14 protein-coding genes are annotated in these 15,636 nt (G+C 70.6%); 6 read left to right on the top strand and 8 right to left on the bottom strand.

Annotated elements, in window-relative coordinates; all coding sequences use genetic code 11:
* Positions 1-154: 154 nt before the first annotated feature.
* Both LGI35_RS12095 and LGI35_RS12090 read right to left on the bottom strand, forming a co-directional pair.
* Positions 155-1,249 carry a GNAT family N-acetyltransferase gene (locus LGI35_RS12095; RefSeq protein ID WP_227293875.1) on the bottom strand — a complete coding sequence of 365 codons (1,095 nt, stop codon included), beginning with the start codon at positions 1,247-1,249 and terminating at the stop codon, positions 155-157.
* A 1-nt stretch (position 1,250) separates the two neighbouring features.
* A complete protein-coding gene (locus LGI35_RS12090; protein WP_227293874.1) occupies positions 1,251-1,685 on the bottom strand; it encodes a hypothetical protein in 435 nt (144 codons plus the stop codon).
* 345 nt (positions 1,686-2,030) lie between these two features.
* Here LGI35_RS12090 and LGI35_RS12085 point away from each other — a divergent pair, with 345 nt between their 5' ends.
* Entirely contained in the window at positions 2,031-2,840 is an 810-nt protein-coding gene (locus LGI35_RS12085; protein WP_227293873.1) for an SGNH/GDSL hydrolase family protein, read from the top strand.
* Positions 2,841-2,871: 31 nt separating this feature from the next.
* Here the strand turns inward: LGI35_RS12085 and LGI35_RS12080 are convergent, their stop codons facing one another.
* Entirely contained in the window at positions 2,872-4,419 is a 1,548-nt protein-coding gene (locus tag LGI35_RS12080; protein ID WP_264484722.1) for a serine/threonine-protein kinase, read from the bottom strand.
* Positions 4,420-4,760: 341 nt separating this feature from the next.
* On the opposite strand from LGI35_RS12080, the gene LGI35_RS12075 reads away from it, so the two are divergent.
* Positions 4,761-5,033: a hypothetical protein gene (locus tag LGI35_RS12075; protein WP_116502944.1), complete on the top strand. Its 273-nt coding sequence runs from the start codon at positions 4,761-4,763 to the stop codon at positions 5,031-5,033.
* 505 nt (positions 5,034-5,538) lie between these two features.
* Positions 5,539-7,293: an amidohydrolase gene (locus LGI35_RS12070; protein WP_227293872.1), complete on the top strand. Its 1,755-nt coding sequence runs from the start codon at positions 5,539-5,541 to the stop codon at positions 7,291-7,293.
* A gap of 17 nt (positions 7,294-7,310) precedes the next feature.
* On the opposite strand, the gene LGI35_RS12065 is transcribed toward LGI35_RS12070, so the two are convergent.
* A complete protein-coding gene (locus LGI35_RS12065) occupies positions 7,311-8,096 on the bottom strand; it encodes an ABC transporter permease (protein ID WP_227293871.1) in 786 nt (261 codons plus the stop codon).
* 43 nt (positions 8,097-8,139) lie between these two features.
* A complete protein-coding gene (locus LGI35_RS12060; RefSeq protein ID WP_227293870.1) occupies positions 8,140-9,090 on the bottom strand; it encodes an ATP-binding cassette domain-containing protein in 951 nt (316 codons plus the stop codon).
* 63 nt (positions 9,091-9,153) lie between these two features.
* Between LGI35_RS12060 and LGI35_RS12055 the strand changes: the two genes are divergently transcribed.
* Complete coding sequence (locus LGI35_RS12055; protein WP_227293869.1) at positions 9,154-9,864, top strand: TetR/AcrR family transcriptional regulator; 711 nt, start codon at positions 9,154-9,156, stop codon at positions 9,862-9,864.
* A gap of 51 nt (positions 9,865-9,915) precedes the next feature.
* Here LGI35_RS12055 and LGI35_RS12050 read toward each other — a convergent pair whose 3' ends face one another.
* From LGI35_RS12050 to hmgA, 3 genes are read right to left on the bottom strand one after another with little or no spacing between them, the layout of a single operon-like run.
* On the bottom strand, positions 9,916-11,136 hold the full coding sequence (locus LGI35_RS12050; RefSeq protein WP_227293868.1) for a type ISP restriction/modification enzyme: 1,221 nt from the start codon (positions 11,134-11,136) through the stop codon (positions 9,916-9,918).
* Positions 11,137-11,148: 12 nt separating this feature from the next.
* Entirely contained in the window at positions 11,149-11,898 is a 750-nt protein-coding gene (locus tag LGI35_RS12045) for a GntR family transcriptional regulator (RefSeq protein WP_227293867.1), read from the bottom strand.
* A gap of 40 nt (positions 11,899-11,938) precedes the next feature.
* Positions 11,939-13,255 carry a homogentisate 1,2-dioxygenase gene (gene hmgA / locus LGI35_RS12040; protein WP_116502951.1) on the bottom strand — a complete coding sequence of 439 codons (1,317 nt, stop codon included), beginning with the start codon at positions 13,253-13,255 and terminating at the stop codon, positions 11,939-11,941.
* 101 nt (positions 13,256-13,356) lie between these two features.
* On the opposite strand from hmgA, the gene LGI35_RS12035 reads away from it, so the two are divergent.
* Together LGI35_RS12035 and LGI35_RS12030 are read left to right on the top strand one after the other, a co-directional pair.
* Positions 13,357-13,989, top strand: a complete 633-nt coding sequence (locus tag LGI35_RS12035; RefSeq protein ID WP_227293866.1) for a TetR/AcrR family transcriptional regulator — start codon at positions 13,357-13,359, stop codon at positions 13,987-13,989.
* Positions 13,990-14,191: 202 nt separating this feature from the next.
* Complete coding sequence (locus tag LGI35_RS12030; protein WP_227293865.1) at positions 14,192-15,625, top strand: CitMHS family transporter; 1,434 nt, start codon at positions 14,192-14,194, stop codon at positions 15,623-15,625.
* The last annotated feature ends 11 nt before the right edge of the window (positions 15,626-15,636 follow it).

Here is a 15,636-nt window from a genome sequence, read left to right as displayed (position 1 = left end):
ACCATCGCGATCTCGAGCCCTCCCCTTGATCGCTATTGCGTTGATGGTCCGATGCGGGTGGATGTATGACGGTATTGATGGTTGAGACCGTATGGCAAGACCTGTACCCAGGCCTCACTTTCCTGTTGTTTTGACCTTTGCCTGACTTTCGCCCTCAACTCCCCGAACGGATTTTCCCCATCCGTCTCAGGAGTTTGTCGGCCGGCTCGAAGAACTCGGGCCGGGACAGCACGGTGTTACGCAGCGCCCGGACCGGAGCGCGCCGCGCCCGGTGTCCGAGAGCGACCGGATGACGGCGCGTCACCCAACCCTCGTGCACGGTCAGTTCCCGTGTCTTGAGGGAGTCCTTGTATTCCTTCTGGCCGCGGCCGAGATCCAGATAGGCGATGCCGTCGGCGGCGGCCGCCTCGGCCATGCGCAGATGCAGGATCAGCCCGGGCGAGAACTTCGCGAACGCCGGGTCGTAGGCCGGGAACCAGCAGGCGAGCACGCGCTCCGAGCGGAGCCCGAAATGCGCGGCGACCGGCTGCCCGCCCGCGTACAGGACCGACAGGATCCCGGCGAACGGCTCCGAAGAGGTGTGGAAGAGCTGCTGCACGAGGCGGGTGATCCAGGCGTGCGAGAAGCGGTCGCTGCGGCCGGTCCTGCGGTACTGGGCCGACTTCCACTCCATCAGCGTCGCCAGGGCCCGCGGGTCGCGCTCGTCGTGCACGTAGCGCACCTTGCCGGCGTCCCGGCCCAGCTTGCGGTCCTTGGCCAGCGTCGTCCTGGTGAACTTGGGCGACCGCTCCCGCAGTTGGCGCAGATACGTCTCGTACCCCTGGTCGACGTCCATGACCGGGGAAGGGAAGCTGCCGGAGGCCTCCGCCTCGAACGGCTCCTGGCCTCCCGCCAGGTGGTCGAACTCCCACACCGAGAGTCCGCAGGCCCGCAGCAGGTCACGGGCGTTCCACTCGAAGCCGGGTCTGTGCACCAGGCCCTGGCTGTCGGAGACGCCGAGGCCGACGGCTCTGCCGACGCCGGTCAAAGATCTCTGGAACGGGAAGAACGCCGCGGGTTCGCCCTCCTCGCGCACGACGGCGATCCGCACCCCGCGCCGGCAGCGGCCCATCGCCAGGGTGAACTCGGGGGAGAGGAAAGGGTTCGCCAGCTCGGGCGTGCCGTGCAGATGCGCCTTGGACTGCATGGCGGTCCAGGCGGCCCGGTCGGCGGCGGTCAGCTCACCGGGCCGGTGCAGGGTGATGTCCACTTCAGGAGTCCCGCCTTCCCGGTGCGCGGCCGAGCAGCCGCCGCGCGGGGACCATGGGTGCGAGCAGGCCGACGACGCTGATCACCGCGATCGTGACGACCCCGCCGGTCACCGACCAGCGGTGCGTGGCGAGCATGGCCTCGGCCACGAGCAGGTCGAGCGCGACCGCTCCCGCGACGGCGGAGATCCAGCGGCCCCACGGATCGAGTCCGCGCAGCGCCGCACCGATCGCGGCGCCCGGCGCCGCGAGCAGGAAGAAGAGCGTCAACGGGCCGCGCAGCGGCGACGAGATGTCCGCGAGCGCCAGTACCGCGCCGACCCCCGCGACGGCGGCGGCCGCCCCTGCCGCCAGGGGCGATACGTCCCTGCTGCGTCCCCACTGCGCAGGTGACGGTGCTCTGTCTGATGACGGTGGCTTGATGCCGATGGTCTGCATTGGCGACTTTGCCCCCCGAAGCGCCGGATGCCGGGCTTCAATGTCGCGCAGTCCCCGGGCCCCAGTCAAGGTGCGGAGGGAGCGTGCAGATGTCCTACGCACGTTCCCTGGAGGCCTGGTGTGCCACGGGGCAACTCACGCTCATGCAGGTGCGGTTGGGATTGGCCGGTCTACGGGCGTAGCGCAAGGAAGTTGAGGGTATGTCATAGGCCTGACATGTACCTGTAATCGAACGTCGGGCGAACTCTCGTGAGGCGTACGGGAAAAGGTTGACATGGACACTTCCCGTGAACTGTGGGGCGTGCTACCACAGTTGTGGCAGAGATCCTGCTAACGGAGGTTTTCATGAGACGTTTCCGAATTACGGCGTACGTGACCTCAATCCTCTTCGCGGTCGGCGTCGCCCTCACCGGAGCGACAGCGGCCCAGGCATCCGAACAGGCGGCGGCCACGGGCTATGTGGCCCTCGGCGACTCGTACTCGTCCGGCGTGGGTGCCGGCAGCTACGACAGCTCCAGCGGCTCCTGCAAGCGCAGCACGAAGGCCTATCCCGCACTCTGGGCGGCCGCCCACTCACCCTCGAGCTTCAGCTTCACCGCCTGCTCGGGCGCTCGTACGGGTGATGTCCTCGCCGGACAGCTGGGCCCGCTCGGCCCCGGCACCGGCCTCGTCTCACTGTCGATCGGCGGCAACGACGCGGGCTTCGCGGACGTCATGACCACCTGCGTCCTGCAGTCCGAGTCGACCTGTGTCGCCCGCGTCAACCAGGCAAAGGCGTACGTCCAGAACACCCTGCCCGGCCAGCTCGACTCGGTGTACTCCGCGATCACCGCGAGGGCACCGGCCGCCCATGTCGTCGTCCTCGGCTACCCGCGCTTCTACCAGCTCAACGGCTCCTGCATCGCGGGCCTGACCGAGACCGAGCGCGCCGCGATCAACGGCGCGGCCGACCTGATCAACTCCACCACCGCCAAGCGGGCCGCCGACCACGGCTTCGCGTTCGGCAACGTGACCTCGACCTTCACCGGTCACGAGATCTGCTCGGGCAGCGCCTGGCTGCACAGCGTCAACTGGCTGGACCCCGGCGAGTCCTACCACCCCACCGCGGCCGGCCAGTCCGGCGGCTACCTCCCCGTGTTCAGCGCGGCCGCCTAGTACCACCTGTTCTTCTGCGCATTCTGCGGACCTAGTACGACGATGAAGGCGAGGGGGAGGTCCCGCCCGTAGGGGACTCCGTCGCGCACGTCACCGAGTACGCCACCGAGTTCGACGTGGCACGGACGGGGGCGCGCACCTCCACACTCACCTGGTTGTGGAGCGTGGCCCCGTCCGTGTGGCCCGTCTCGACATGGTCGACCGACCTGGTCTTCGGACCGCCGGACGTGAAACTGAGCGTCTTCCACCCCGGGTCGCTCGACTCGCCGCTCTCCGTCACCCAGCGGTACTGGACGTCGACGGGCACGCGGCCCACCGTGAAGGTCGCCCTGAAGGCCGGAGCCTGCCCTCCCGGCGGCGGACAGGTACCGCTGTAACTCCCGCGCACCGCGGAGACGCTGACGCGCACGGACTGCTGCTGTGGCGGCGTCGAGTGCTCTCCGCTGCCGCCCTTGCTGCTGTCGTCGACGCTGGGCGATCCGGCTCCGCCACCCTTCGAATCATCGTCCGACGGGCTGCGCGGGGCGGAGGCGGTGCTTCCGCCGGAACTCGCGCCGTCGTCCCCGGAGTTGTCGTTCCCGTCGCCGCGGTTCATCAGCGCGTACGTGAGGCCGCCGAGCGCCAGGAGCAGGGCCACGACGCCGGCGAGCAGGACGGCGACGGAGCGGCGGGGGCGTTCCGGATGCGTCGTGGCCGGATCCGGGGAGGGCGTCGCGCCCTGCCCCGCGGTGGATCCGGCAGGCACGGGAGTCGGCGGCGTTCCCTGCCACGACGTCTGCGTCGGCATCGACTCCGGGGACGCCAGAACCGTACCCGCGCGGGGCGTGCCCCCCGAGCCCACCAGCCGCAGAGCGCGCTCGGAGTCGGCCGCCGGCGTCCGCTCGGCCGGATCCTTGCGCAGCAGCCCCTCGATGACGGGCGCCAGCGGGCCCGCGCGGTGGGCGGGCGGCAGTTCCTCGTCCACGACCGCCCGTAGCGTGTTCAGCGGCGTCTCCTGCCGGAACGGCGACTGACCCTCGACGGCCGCGTACAGCAGGACCCCGAGCGACCACAGATCGGACTCGGGACCCGGCGTGCGTCCCAACGCCCGTTCCGGAGCCAGGAATTCGGGCGAGCCGATCACCTCGCCCGTCATCGTGATCGCCGACGTGCCCTCGACCGTGGCGATGCCGAAGTCCGTCAGGACGACGCGTCCGTCGTTCGCGATCAGTACGTTGCCCGGCTTCACGTCCCGGTGCAGGACGCCCGCCTCGTGCGCGGCGCGCAGCGCGGAGACCACCTCGGCCCCGATGTGCGCGGCGCGGCGCGGGGGCAGCGGCCCCTCGGCGTCCAGGAGGTCGGAGAGGGACAGTCCGCGCACCAGTTCCATCACGATCCAGGGGCGGCCCTCCTCGGTCGCCACGTCGTACACGGTGACCACGTTCCGGTGCGAGATGCGGGCCGCTGCCCAGGCCTCCCGCTCCAGGCGCGCGTACATCCGGTCGACCTCGCTCGTCGGGAGCCCGGCCGGGGCGCGCACCTCCTTGACGGCGACCTCGCGGCCCAGGACCTCGTCGCGGGCGCGCCAGACGGTGCCCATACCGCCCTCGCCCAGAGGGCTCAGCAGCCGGTAGCGCCCCGCGATCACACGCGCTTCGCCGGTCTCTCGACGGCCCGGATTCTCGCTCACGGGCGACCCCCATCCGTAGCGGTGCGATTCTCCACAAAGCTAGCCCAGTGTCCGTGAGATCGCCCACGTTCCGGACGTGCCCGTACCTGACCGCCATGTCCAACTCGCCCTGGAATCAGTTGGATTCGGTGAGTAATCGTCAACCTCCTTATAGGGGAGGTGAATCCTGTGACCGGGATACACGAGTGTCACGGCGGGGCGATAGGGTTAACCTGCCCGGGCCGGGTGCCCTCGTACGGGTGGGGAGTGACATGGAACAGATAACAGTGCGCAGCAGGCCACGTGTGCCTGCGATCACCTGCGGGAGCAGCGCGACCAGCTCGCGTCTCGACCGCCATCTCTCGGTGCTGGGCGGTCCCGCCGTCCCGCAGCGCGAGGCGGCCGAGGCGACGTCGCTGATGCGTGAGCTCACCTCGCGTGACGTCGCGCACGAGCGCAGCAGCAGGGGCGCGCGAGTGAGCCGGGTCTCGCTCTTCGCACCACTGCGGCGACTGCGCCGCTCGCTGTTCGGCGGCCGCCGCTGACAGGCGGTCATCACCGGCACAGCCCGGTTCCGCGCTCAGGCGACCATGCCGTACCGGCACAGCGCCGCGAACTCCGCGACCGTCATCCCCACGGCACGCGGCGTCATCCAGGTGTGTTCGCCTGACGCGGGACAGAAACCCCCTGCCGCCCCGGCACCGCTCTCCCCATCGGACCGCCCGGCACCGAAACGGCCCTGACGCGCGCCGACACGGCATCTGAGCCGCACCCTCCCCGCTCCCGGTGCGCCGCCGTTCATCCCCGTCACCCTTGCGCCGCCGTACGTCACCTTTCGCAGCCGACGCGTGCCCTCCGCACGGTCGGTTTTCCGTCGTTCCGGGGCCTGCTGACACCCCCACAGGCATCGCCGCGCGCAGTCGTCCATGTCCGGTGCGTAACAGCTTTGTCATGCACGGATGTTGACGGGGCAATGTTCCGGGGCCAATGTTGCGCCTGATCCTGATCGTTTGGCCTGTACACGGAAACCTCACCCCCGGAGGTAGGCGCGTGTGTGACCTGCACGACCAGCACGAGCACGAGCACGAGCATGAGCACGGGACGGCCCAGACCGCCGCCGGCCCGCAGCTCAGCAGGCGACGCATCATGCAACTCCTCGGCGCGGCCGGAGTGACCGCCGCCATGACCGCCGAGGCCGACCCGGCGATGGCCGCGGCCGCCGACTCCATAGTCGAGGAGGCCGGTGCGTACAAGGCGCCCGAGGGCCTCGCCGAGGACAGTCCGGCCAAGTCCTCCGCACTGGGCTGGATCACCTCCAACTCCTCCCGCATCACGGGCCTGAACGAGGAGATCTGGGAGAACGCGGAGCTGTCGCTGCGCGAGTGGAACTCCTCGATCGCCGAGGCCGGATTCCTCGAGAAGGCGGGATTCGACGTCAAGTTCGGAACGGCCGGCTTCCCGACCGCGTTCACGGCGACCTTCTCGTACGGCAGCGGCGGCCCGGTCCTCGGCTTCAGCGGCGAGTACGACGCGCTGCCCGGACTGTCCCAGAACAAGGGCGTCGGTCACCACGATCCGCGCGAGTACATCCACGACCCGTTCTCCCCGAGCTACGGGCCCGGCCACGGCTGCGGGCACAGCGCCCTCGGTACCGCGGCGGCGGCAGCGGCGGCCGCGGTCGCGCAGGCCGCGAAGAAGCACAAGCTGCCGGTCACGGTGAAGTTCTTCGGCTCCACGGCCGAGGAGGCGCTGATCGGCAAGACGTACGCGGTCAGCAAGGGTGTGTACGACGGACTGGACGCGTTCCTCGACTGGCACCCCTCCACCGCCAACGCCACCGGCTGGGGCACCAGCAACGCCATGACCGCGGTCACCTTCACCTTCCTGGGCGTCGCGGGCCACGGCGGCACCCCGCTCGGCAACAAGTCGGCACTGGACGCCGCCGTGATGATGGCGACGATGTCGGAGTTCCTGCGCGAGGAGAACATGGCTCCGGCCGCGCGCCTGCACTGGGTCATCAACAACGGCGGCGACATCCCGAACGTGACCCCGGAGATCGCCGAGATCTCCTACTACGTGCGCGAGGGGAGCACGGCCCGCGTCCAGGTGCTGCTCGACAAGGTGATCGCGATCTCCGAGGCCGCCGCCAAGGCCTCGCAGACGAAGGTGCAGCACCGCATCACCTCCGCCTGCTGGAACCAACTGCCCAACAAGGCCGCCGCGGAACTGCTGTACGACAACATGCGGCAGATCGGCCCGCCCGCGTTCACCGCGGAGGCGCACCAGCTGGCGAAGGACCTGCAGAAGTCCCTGGGGCTTCCCGAGGTCGGCATGCACGACAAGGTCGCCGAACTGACCCCGCCCAACCCCGTTTTCCTGGGCGGCGGTTCGACGGACGTCGCCGACATCAGCTGGAACGTTCCGACCGTCTCGATGGGCGCCGCGCTCGCCCCGATCGGCGGCAAGTTCCACACCTGGTCCACCGCGGCGTGCGCCGCCGCGGCACCTGGCCAGGCCGCGGTGATCGCCGCCGCGAAGTACCTGGCGGCGACGGCGGTCGACCTGATCACGCAGCCCGAGCGGCTCAAGGCCCTCAAGGACGAGTTCAAGGAGCGCACCAAGGGCCTGGAGTGGAAGACGGCTCTGCCGGACGGCTACGAGCCGCCCATGTACGAGCCCCCGCAGTGGTTCCTGGCGAAGACGGGCCAGAAGTGGCCCCCGAAGAACATCACCTGGCCGCCCCGGCGGGTCGTCTCGAACGAGAAGTTCTCCTCCTTGGGACCCGAGCTGGCTCCGCAGAAGTAGACCGGCCCGCAGGTCGCTCAGCGTCCGCCGGTCGTGTACCGGCGGACCGCGAGCGGCACGCACACCGCGAGCAGCACCGCGCACCAGGCGAGCGAGCCCGCCACCGGGTGCGCCACCGGCCAGGAGGAGCCGCCGGGCACGGGGGCGTTGCCGAACAGGTCGCGTACGGCCGTGGCGACCGCGCTGATCGGGTTCCACTCGGCGAGCACGCGCACCCAGCCGGGGAAGCCCGCCGTCGGGATGTACGCGTTCGACAGCAGCGGGAGCATGAACGTCGCGCCGCCGAGCTGGCCCGCCGCCTCCTCGCTGCGCGAGAGAAGCCCGAGCAGGATGCCGACCCACGTCGAGGCGAAGCGGAACAGCAGCAACAGGCCGAAGGCGCCTGCCGCTTCGAGTGTGCCGCCCTCGACCCGCCAGCCCATCGCGAGCCCGACGAGGAGCACCGGGACGAGACCGGCCGCCGTCGTCACGATGTCGGCCGCCGCCTGCCCGAGCGGCACGGCCGCGCGGGTCATCGGCAGCGTACGGAAGCGGTCCATGACGCCCCGGTGCGAGTCCTGGGCCGCCGTGAACATCCCGGTCATGATCCCGTTCGCCGCGGTCGCCACGAGCATGCCCGGCACCAGGAAGGCGCGGTAGTCCGCGCCGGGCATCGCCAGGGCGCTGCCGAAGACGTATCCGAAGAAGAGCAGGAAGACGATCGGCATCGTCTGCGTCATCACGAGGATCGCGGGCGCGTGCCGGATCCGCTGGAGGTGCCGGCCGAGCATCGCCGTGCCGTCGTACAGGAGCGCGGTGGTCATCAGGTCGCCTCCGAAGGGGAGTTGGGGCCGGTGGGTGGCGCGGTCATGCGACGAGCTCCCGGCCGCCGGTGAGGCGCAGGAACGCCTCGTCCAGCGTCGGCGGGCGCAGGGTCGCGTCGACGATCGGGACGCCCGACGCGTCCAGCTCGCGGACGATGCGGGGCAGGGTGAGGGCCTGGTCGAGGGTGACGACGCCGACCGCCCTGCGGTCCGGGTCGAGGATCGGCCGGACGCCGGTGAGCTGGTCGAGAACGACGGCGGCGGCGTGCAGGGCAGCGTCCTCGGCGACCACCACCTCCGCGTAACTGCCGGTCTGCGCCTTGAGTTCGGCGGGGGTTCCACGGTGGGCGGCGCGGCCCCCGTCGATCAGGACCACGGAGTCGGCGAGCTGGTCGGCCTCCTCCAGGTACTGCGTGGTGAGCAGCACCGTCGTCCCCTGGCCGGTCAGCTCGCGGACCGCGTCCCAGATGGCGCTCCTGCTGTGCGGATCGAGGCCGGTCGTGGGCTCGTCGAGGAAGAGCACGGCGGGCCGCGTGAGCAGGATCGCCGCGAGGTCGAGGCGGCGGCGCATGCCGCCGGAGTACGTGCGGGCCGTGCGGTCGGCCGCAGCGGTGAGGCCGAAGCGGTCGAGCAGTTCGTCGGCGCGGCTCCGCGGCAGCCGCAGGAGGCGGGCGAACAGGCGCAGGTTCTCGCGCCCGGTGAGGTCGCCGTCGACCGACGCGTACTGCCCGGTGACGCCGATCCGGCGGCGTACGGCCGGCGCCTCGGTCAAGACGTCGTGGCCCGCGACACGCGCGGACCCCGCGTCGGGCCGCAGCAGGGTGGTGAGCACCCGGACGGCCGTCGTCTTGCCCGCGCCGTTCGGCCCGAGCAGCCCGCAGACCGTGCCCTCCTCGACGGCGAGATCGAGGCCCCGCAGGGCGTGGACCACCTGGTCCCCGGAGCCGTATCGCTTCTCCAGACCTTCACTAAGTACGGCGTACGTAGAAGTCATGGGGTCACCGTAGCGCACTACGTACGGTGTACGTAACTACGATGGTGGGCGAGGTGATGATCGATGACGGGCCGAGCGGCCGAACCCGAAGTGATCTGGGCGCGCCCCGAGCGCGCGGGACGTGGCCCGAAACCCGCCTACAGCAGGGGGGACATCGCGGCGGCCGCCGTGCGCGTCGCGGACGCGGACGGGATCGACGCCGTGTCGATGCGGCGGATCGCCGGGGAGCTGGGCCTCGGCACGATGTCGCTCTACAACTACGTGCCGCGGAAGGGCGACCTCTACGAGCTGATGGTCGACGCGGTGAGCGCCGAGTACGACCTGTCCGAGCCGACCGGCGACTGGCGCGCCGACCTGCTCGCCCTCGCCCGGCAGGCCCGCGCCCTGATGATCCGCCACCCGTGGATGCCCCGGCTCATGTCACCCGTCTACGGCTTCAGCCCGAACGCGCTGCGGTACCTGGAGTACTGCATGACCTGCCTCGAACCGGTCGACCTGCCGGCCGGGACGAAGATGGAACTCGTCGCGTCCCTCACCGGCGTCGTGACGTTCTACGTGGCCAACGAGATCGCCTCCGCCGAGCGGACCCGTTCGCTGCCCTGGTCGGAGGAGCAGGAGTTCGCCGCGCGGACCGCGTACCTGGTCGGCCGGATCTCGACCGGCGACTACCCGCACCTGGCCGCCGCGTTCGCCCAGAGCGCCGGCCCCGTCGACATGGAAGCGGCTTTCGAGCGGGCCCTCGGGCGCACGCTCGACGGGTTCGTGACTTCCTGAGTCCTCCTGAGTCCTCCTGGGTCCTCCTGCGTCCGGCGGGAGGGCCGGGCTTCAGAGCAGCGCGAACTGGCCGCCCGGGCCCTCCTCGTGATGGTCGAGGACCGAGGCCGGCCTGCGCGTGGCCGGCGCCGGGGGCAGGACGCGCGCCCCGAGCAGGTCCGTCGCCGTGACGAGTGGCGCGGCACTCGCCATCAACTCCTCCTGCCGCACGCGCAGTTCGGCCAGCAGCGCCAGTACCGTGACGATCTCCAGCAGCTCCGACGTCCACGACTGCGGCCAGGTGCCGGGCCGGATCCCGGCCAGCGTCCCCGGCTCGGCGGCCGCGGTCCTGCGCGCGAACCACTGCTCGATCACCCGCACCCCGCTCACCTGGAAGTCCCAGGCCTCGGCGGGGACCGGCGAGATGCGGCCGTCGCCGACGAGCAGGGCCTCCTCCTCGCGGTCGTAGAGCAGCTCGGTGGGGCGGTCCGGGAGCGGCGCGCGTACGTACGGGCGGCGGCCCCCGGGGAGTTTGGGTCGGTCGCCCTCGCCGCCGCGGCGCAGCAGCCACAGGATCCGCTCGCCGAGCGCCGTGCCGGAGGCCCAGAGCCCGGCGTCGTCCGGGAGCGGGACCCGCGGGCCCCGCGGGGAGGGCCGCGCCGCGGCGAGGACCCAGGCGAGCAGGTCACGCGCCCCGACCTCGTGCCCGAACCGGCCGGAGAGCTCGGTGAGCAGGCCCGGCGTCACATTCGGTTCGCGGCCTCCGGGGCGCCGGTACAGCGGGCGGATGCGGCCAGGACGTCCCGCGGGGGAGCGGCCCTCGGGCAGGATCGCGCAGGCGAGCACCGCTGGTCCGCCCGCCCCCGGAACGAACCCCTGCTCGACGACGAACAGCTGGCTCCCGTCGGCCACCCGCCACAGCTCGGGGCGGGCCGCGTCGATCAGCCGGTGGTCCGGTATCAGCCACTGCTCGTCGAACGGGGCGTGCAGCACCCGCACGGGCTCGGGACAGGGGCCCTCGGCGTGGGTCAGGTCGTCCGTCGGGGTGCGCCGGCCGGGGAGCTGGGCGACGGCCGTACGCAGGGTGCGCGCCCGGCTCGGTTCGAGCAGCGACTCGCGCTCCGCCGCCTCGGCCTTCACGAACGCGGACCAACGGGCCTTCAGGGAAGCCGCGTCAGGCGCCAACGGCCAGGCGCGGCCCAGGCGCAGGGGCGCGACGGACCACGGCATCAGGTCCGCGAGCAGCGGCGCGTCAACAAGGCTTTCGAGGCTGTCGGGCGTCACGCCCGGCATCGTACGACGCGGTCAGTGCGCGTCGAGAGTGACCGTGAAGGAGAACCGGTCGCCGCGGTAGTGGATGACGGCGACGTCCAGCGGCCGGCCGTCCTCGTCGTAGGTGATGCCCGTGTAGTGCAGGATCGGGCTGAGCAGCGGCACTTGGAGCAGCCGCGCCGTCTCCGGATCCGCGAGCCGCGCCTCGACGGTGTCGGTGATCCGGCTGATGCGTACGCCGACGACATCGCGCAGGACCTTCGTCATCGGCCAGCGCACCAGGTCGTCCAGATCGACACGGTCGGCGAGGTCGGCCCTGATGTAGTTGCGCGCGTGGTTGGTCGGCTCGCCGGTCTTCTCGTCGCAGCGCAGCCGGTGGTACGTGGCCACGGTCTCGGCCTGCGGAAAGTACTCGGCGATCGTGCCGGGCACCGGAACCGTGCCGTGGTCCAGCAGTTCGGTCGTCATGCCGGACTGCTGGGCCACGATGGCGTCGACCGAGCCGAGAAGGCGCACGGGCGCTCCCCGCCGCGCGGCCGGCTCGATGAAGGTGCCGCGCCTGCGGTGCCGGGTGATGAGCCCCTCGTCCTCCAGCTCCTTGAGCGCCTGCCGCATGGTCAGGACGCTCACCCCGTAGTGCCCCGCGAGTTGTTCCTCGGTGGGCAGGCGCAGCGGGTCGTCAGGGGAGCGCCCCAGTATGGAGGCGCGCAGGGACTGCGACACCTGATACCAGAGCGGCAGCTTGCGGTTCAGGACGATCGAGTCCGGAGCGAAAGAGGTCACGGGCCTATCCGTATCGGTCGGGCGCGTTCAGTGCAACGGCTCAGTGCGACGGCCTGAAGTGCCGTTCGAGGCCGCTCCACACGTCGTCGTAGCCGCGCTGGAGGTGATCGGCCTGCGCCGCCTGGGCGGTCGCGGTCACCGGCCACCGGGTCTCGAACATGAACGCCAGCCCGTCGTCGACCTTCTGCGGCCTGAGCTCGGCCGCCGACGCCTTGTCGAACGTCTCACGGTCCGGGCCGTGCGCCGACATCATGTTGTGCAGCGAACCACCCCCCGGAACGAAGCCTTCCGCCTTGGCGTCGTACGCGCCCTCGATCAGGCCCATGTACTCGCTCATCACGTTCCGGTGGAAGTACGGCGGCCGGAACGTGTCCTCACCGACCAGCCAGCGCGGCGCGAACACCACGAAGTCCACGCCCGCGAGCCCCGGCGTGTCGCTCGGCGAGGTGAGGACCGTGAAGATCGACGGATCCGGGTGGTCGTAGCTGACCGACCCGATGACATTGAAACGGCGCAGGTCGTAGACGTACGGGACGTGGTTGCCGTGCCAGGCGACGACATCGAGAGGCGAGTGGTCGTACGTGGCGCGCCACAGGTTTCCGCAGAACTTGTTCACCACCTCCACCGGCCCCTCGGTGTCCTCGTACGCGGCGACGGGGACCATGAAGTCCCGGGCGTTCGCCAGACCGTTGGCGCCGATCGGGCCCAGGTCGGGCAGCCGGAAGGGGGAGCCGTAGTTCTCGCAGACGTAGCCGCGGGCATCGCCGTCGAGGAGTTCGACGCGGAAACGGACCCCGCGCGGGATCAGCGCCACGTGGCCCGGGTCCACGTGCAGCAGGCCGAACTCGGTGCGCAGCAGCAGGCCACCGCGCTCGGGGACGATCAGGAGCTCGCCGTCCGCGTCGCTGAACACCCGTTCCGTCATGGAGGAGTTGGCGTGGTAGAGGTGCACGGCCATACCGGTGCGCTGGGTCGCGTCACCGTTCCCGCCGAGGGTCCACAGGCCCGCCAGGAAGTCGGTGCCGGGAGCCGGCTCGGGCAGCGGGTTCCAGCGCAGCCGGTTCGGGTCGGGGACGGACTCCGTGAAGGGGGCCGTGCGCAGCGCGCCGTTGTCCGCCCGCACGAACGCCGGGTGCGCGGCCGAGGGGCGGATCCGGTACAGCCACGAACGCCGGTTGTGCGCCCTCGGTTCGGTGAACGCGGCGCCGCTCAGCTGCTCCGCGTACAGACCGAGCGGGGCGCGCTGGGGCGAATTGCGTCCGTGGGGCAGAGCGCCGGGCACCGCCTCCGAGCTGTGCTCGTTGCCGAAGCCCGAGAGGTAGGCGAGCCCCTCGGCGGTCTTCCTCGCGTCACGCATGTCGCTCCCTCGTCCATGATTCCTATGCTCCACCGTAGGATTACCTTTTTCCTGGCGCAAGAACACCCCACGAAGCTGAGCAGTCCTCTACTCTCCGGGTCATGCCGTGGACGCCGCCCGTGGAACCCGTGACCCACTCCACGTCCCTGCGCCGCGCGCCCGTCCAGCAGCGCAGCGCCGAACGCCTGAGCCGGATCCTCGACGCCTGCGCGCAACTGCTCGACGAAGGCGGCTACGAGGAGCTCAGCACCCGGGCCGTGGCCGTCCGCGCCGGGGTGCCCATCGGCTCCGTCTACCGCTTCTTCGGCAACAAGCGCGCCCTCGTCGACGCCCTCGCCGAACGCAACCTCCAGCGCTACGCCGAGCGCGTCGCCGGGCGCCTCGCCGGCGTCCCCGAGGCCGACTGGCGCGGCGCGATGGACGCCGTCCTCGACGAGTACCTCGCCATGAAGCGCACCGCTCCCGGCTTCTCCCTCGTCGACTTCGGCAACCAGATCCCCGTCGGCGCCGACGCCGGCCCCAACCACCGCCTCACCGACCGCCTCACCGAACTGCTCGCCGCCCACCTCGACCGCACGCCCGACGACACCCTGCGGCGCGCGTTCCTGATCGCCGTCGAGTCGGCGGACGCCCTGGTCCGCCTCGCGTTCCGGCTCGACCCGTCGGGCGACGAGAACGTCATCGCGGAGACACGGGAGCTGCTGCGGGCCTATCTGGCGCGGGTGCTGGACTGATCCGGAGGGTCCGGCGGGGAAGGGGTATCGAAGCCCTGGACGTCCTCACGGGCCACCCCCGATCGGCGCCCAACCCCGTGACCTGGAGTTTTGCGCTTATTGCTCGCACGTCAACATCTTGTTAACGGTGATGCGCGCGCCCTAACGTCTCGCTGACCGCAAGGCCCCGGTGGAAGTTCAAGGGCGAACGTTAGGTATCCACATGTTGACCATCCTCGGCTTCGGCATGATTGCCACCTTCCTGGTGCTGATCATGATGAAGAAGGTGTCGCCGATCGCGGCGCTCGTGCTCATCCCGGCTCTTTTCTGCGTCTTCGTGGGCAAGGGAGCCAAGCTCGGCGACTACGTCGTCGCCGGTATCGGTGACCTCGCGCCCACCGCGGCGATGCTGATGTTCGCCATCGTCTACTTCGGGCTGATGATCGACGTCGGCCTCTTCGACCCGATCGTGCGCGGCATCCTGCGCTTCGCGAAGGCCGACCCGGTCCGTATCGTCGTCGGCACCGCCGTCCTCGCGGCCATCGTTTCGCTCGACGGCGACGGATCCACCACCTTCATGATCACCGTCTCGGCGATGTACCCGCTGTACAAGCGCCTCAAGATGAGCCTGATCGTGATGACCGGTGTCGCCGCGACCGCCAACGGCGTCATGAACACGCTGCCCTGGGGCGGCCCCACCGCCCGTGCCGCGACCGCGCTGAAGCTCGATGCCAGCGACATCTTCGTGCCGATGATCCCGGCGCTCGCCGTCGGCCTGCTCTTCGTCTTCGCCCTCGCCTATGTCCTCGGCCGCCGCGAGCGCAAGCGCCTCGGCTACCTCTCCCTCGACGAGGTCACCGAGGCCGTCACGGAGACCTCCGACGAGAAGGTGCTCGTGGGCGCCGGTGCCTCCGGCGGCAAGGCTTCCGGCTCCGGCTCCGGTTCCGGTTCCGGTTCCGACAAGGAGTCCTCCGGCGGGGCCGCGCCCTCGTACGAGAACGAGGACGGCGAGACCTTCGCGGCCCTGGACCCGAACCGCGCCACCCTGCGCCCCAAGCTCTACTGGTTCAACGCGCTCATGACGGTGACGCTGCTCACCGCGATGATCATGGAGTGGCTGCCGATCCCGGTCCTGTTCATCCTGGGCGCCGCGCTCGCCCTCACGGTGAACTTCCCGCACATGCCCGACCAGAGGGCCCGTATCGCCGCCCACGCCGAGAACGTCCTGAACGTCTCCGGCATGGTCTTCGCCGCCGCCGTCTTCACCGGCGTCCTCCAGGGCACCGGCATGGTCGACCACATGGCCAAGTGGGTCGTCGGCGGCATCCCCGACTGGATGGGCCCGCACATGGCCCTCGTCACCGGCGTCCTGTCCATCCCGTTCACGTACTTCATGTCGAACGACGGCTTCTACTTCGGCATCCTGCCCGTCCTCGCCGAGGCCGGGAACGCGCACGGCGTCTCCACCCTCGAGGTCGCCCGCGCCTCCCTCATCGGCCAGCCGCTGCACATGTCGAGCCCGCTCGTCCCCGCCGTCTTCGTCCTCGTCGGGATGGCCAAGGTCGAGTTCGGCGACCACACGAAATTCACGGTCAAATGGGCCGCGCTCACCGCGCTGGTGATCCTCGGCGCCGGATTCCTCTTCGGGATCCTCTGACCCCGATGAGT

It is taken from the genome of Streptomyces longhuiensis (assembly GCF_020616555.1).
In the GTDB taxonomy this organism is placed as follows: Bacteria; Actinomycetota; Actinomycetes; order Streptomycetales; family Streptomycetaceae; genus Streptomyces; species Streptomyces longhuiensis.
Note: the sequence above shows the minus strand (reverse complement) of the source record. Positions and strands in the feature narration are given on the sequence as shown.

Coding starts and splice junctions, on each gene's coding strand:
- LGI35_RS12090 (WP_227293874.1), bottom strand. CDS start 1,685: ATGCAGACCATCGGCATCAAGCCACCGTCATCAGACAGAGCACCGTCA.
- LGI35_RS12065 (WP_227293871.1), bottom strand. CDS start 8,096: ATGACCACCGCGCTCCTGTACGACGGCACGGCGATGCTCGGCCGGCAC.
- LGI35_RS12050 (WP_227293868.1), bottom strand. CDS start 11,136: ATGCCGGGCGTGACGCCCGACAGCCTCGAAAGCCTTGTTGACGCGCCG.
- LGI35_RS12030 (WP_227293865.1), top strand. CDS start 14,192: ATGTTGACCATCCTCGGCTTCGGCATGATTGCCACCTTCCTGGTGCTG.
- LGI35_RS12060 (WP_227293870.1), bottom strand. CDS start 9,090: ATGACTTCTACGTACGCCGTACTTAGTGAAGGTCTGGAGAAGCGATAC.
- LGI35_RS12075 (WP_116502944.1), top strand. CDS start 4,761: ATGGAACAGATAACAGTGCGCAGCAGGCCACGTGTGCCTGCGATCACC.
- LGI35_RS12080 (WP_264484722.1), bottom strand. CDS start 4,419: ATGGGCACCGTCTGGCGCGCCCGCGACGAGGTCCTGGGCCGCGAGGTC.
- LGI35_RS12035 (WP_227293866.1), top strand. CDS start 13,357: ATGCCGTGGACGCCGCCCGTGGAACCCGTGACCCACTCCACGTCCCTG.
- LGI35_RS12085 (WP_227293873.1), top strand. CDS start 2,031: ATGAGACGTTTCCGAATTACGGCGTACGTGACCTCAATCCTCTTCGCG.
- LGI35_RS12055 (WP_227293869.1), top strand. CDS start 9,154: ATGACGGGCCGAGCGGCCGAACCCGAAGTGATCTGGGCGCGCCCCGAG.
- hmgA (WP_116502951.1), bottom strand. CDS start 13,255: ATGCGTGACGCGAGGAAGACCGCCGAGGGGCTCGCCTACCTCTCGGGC.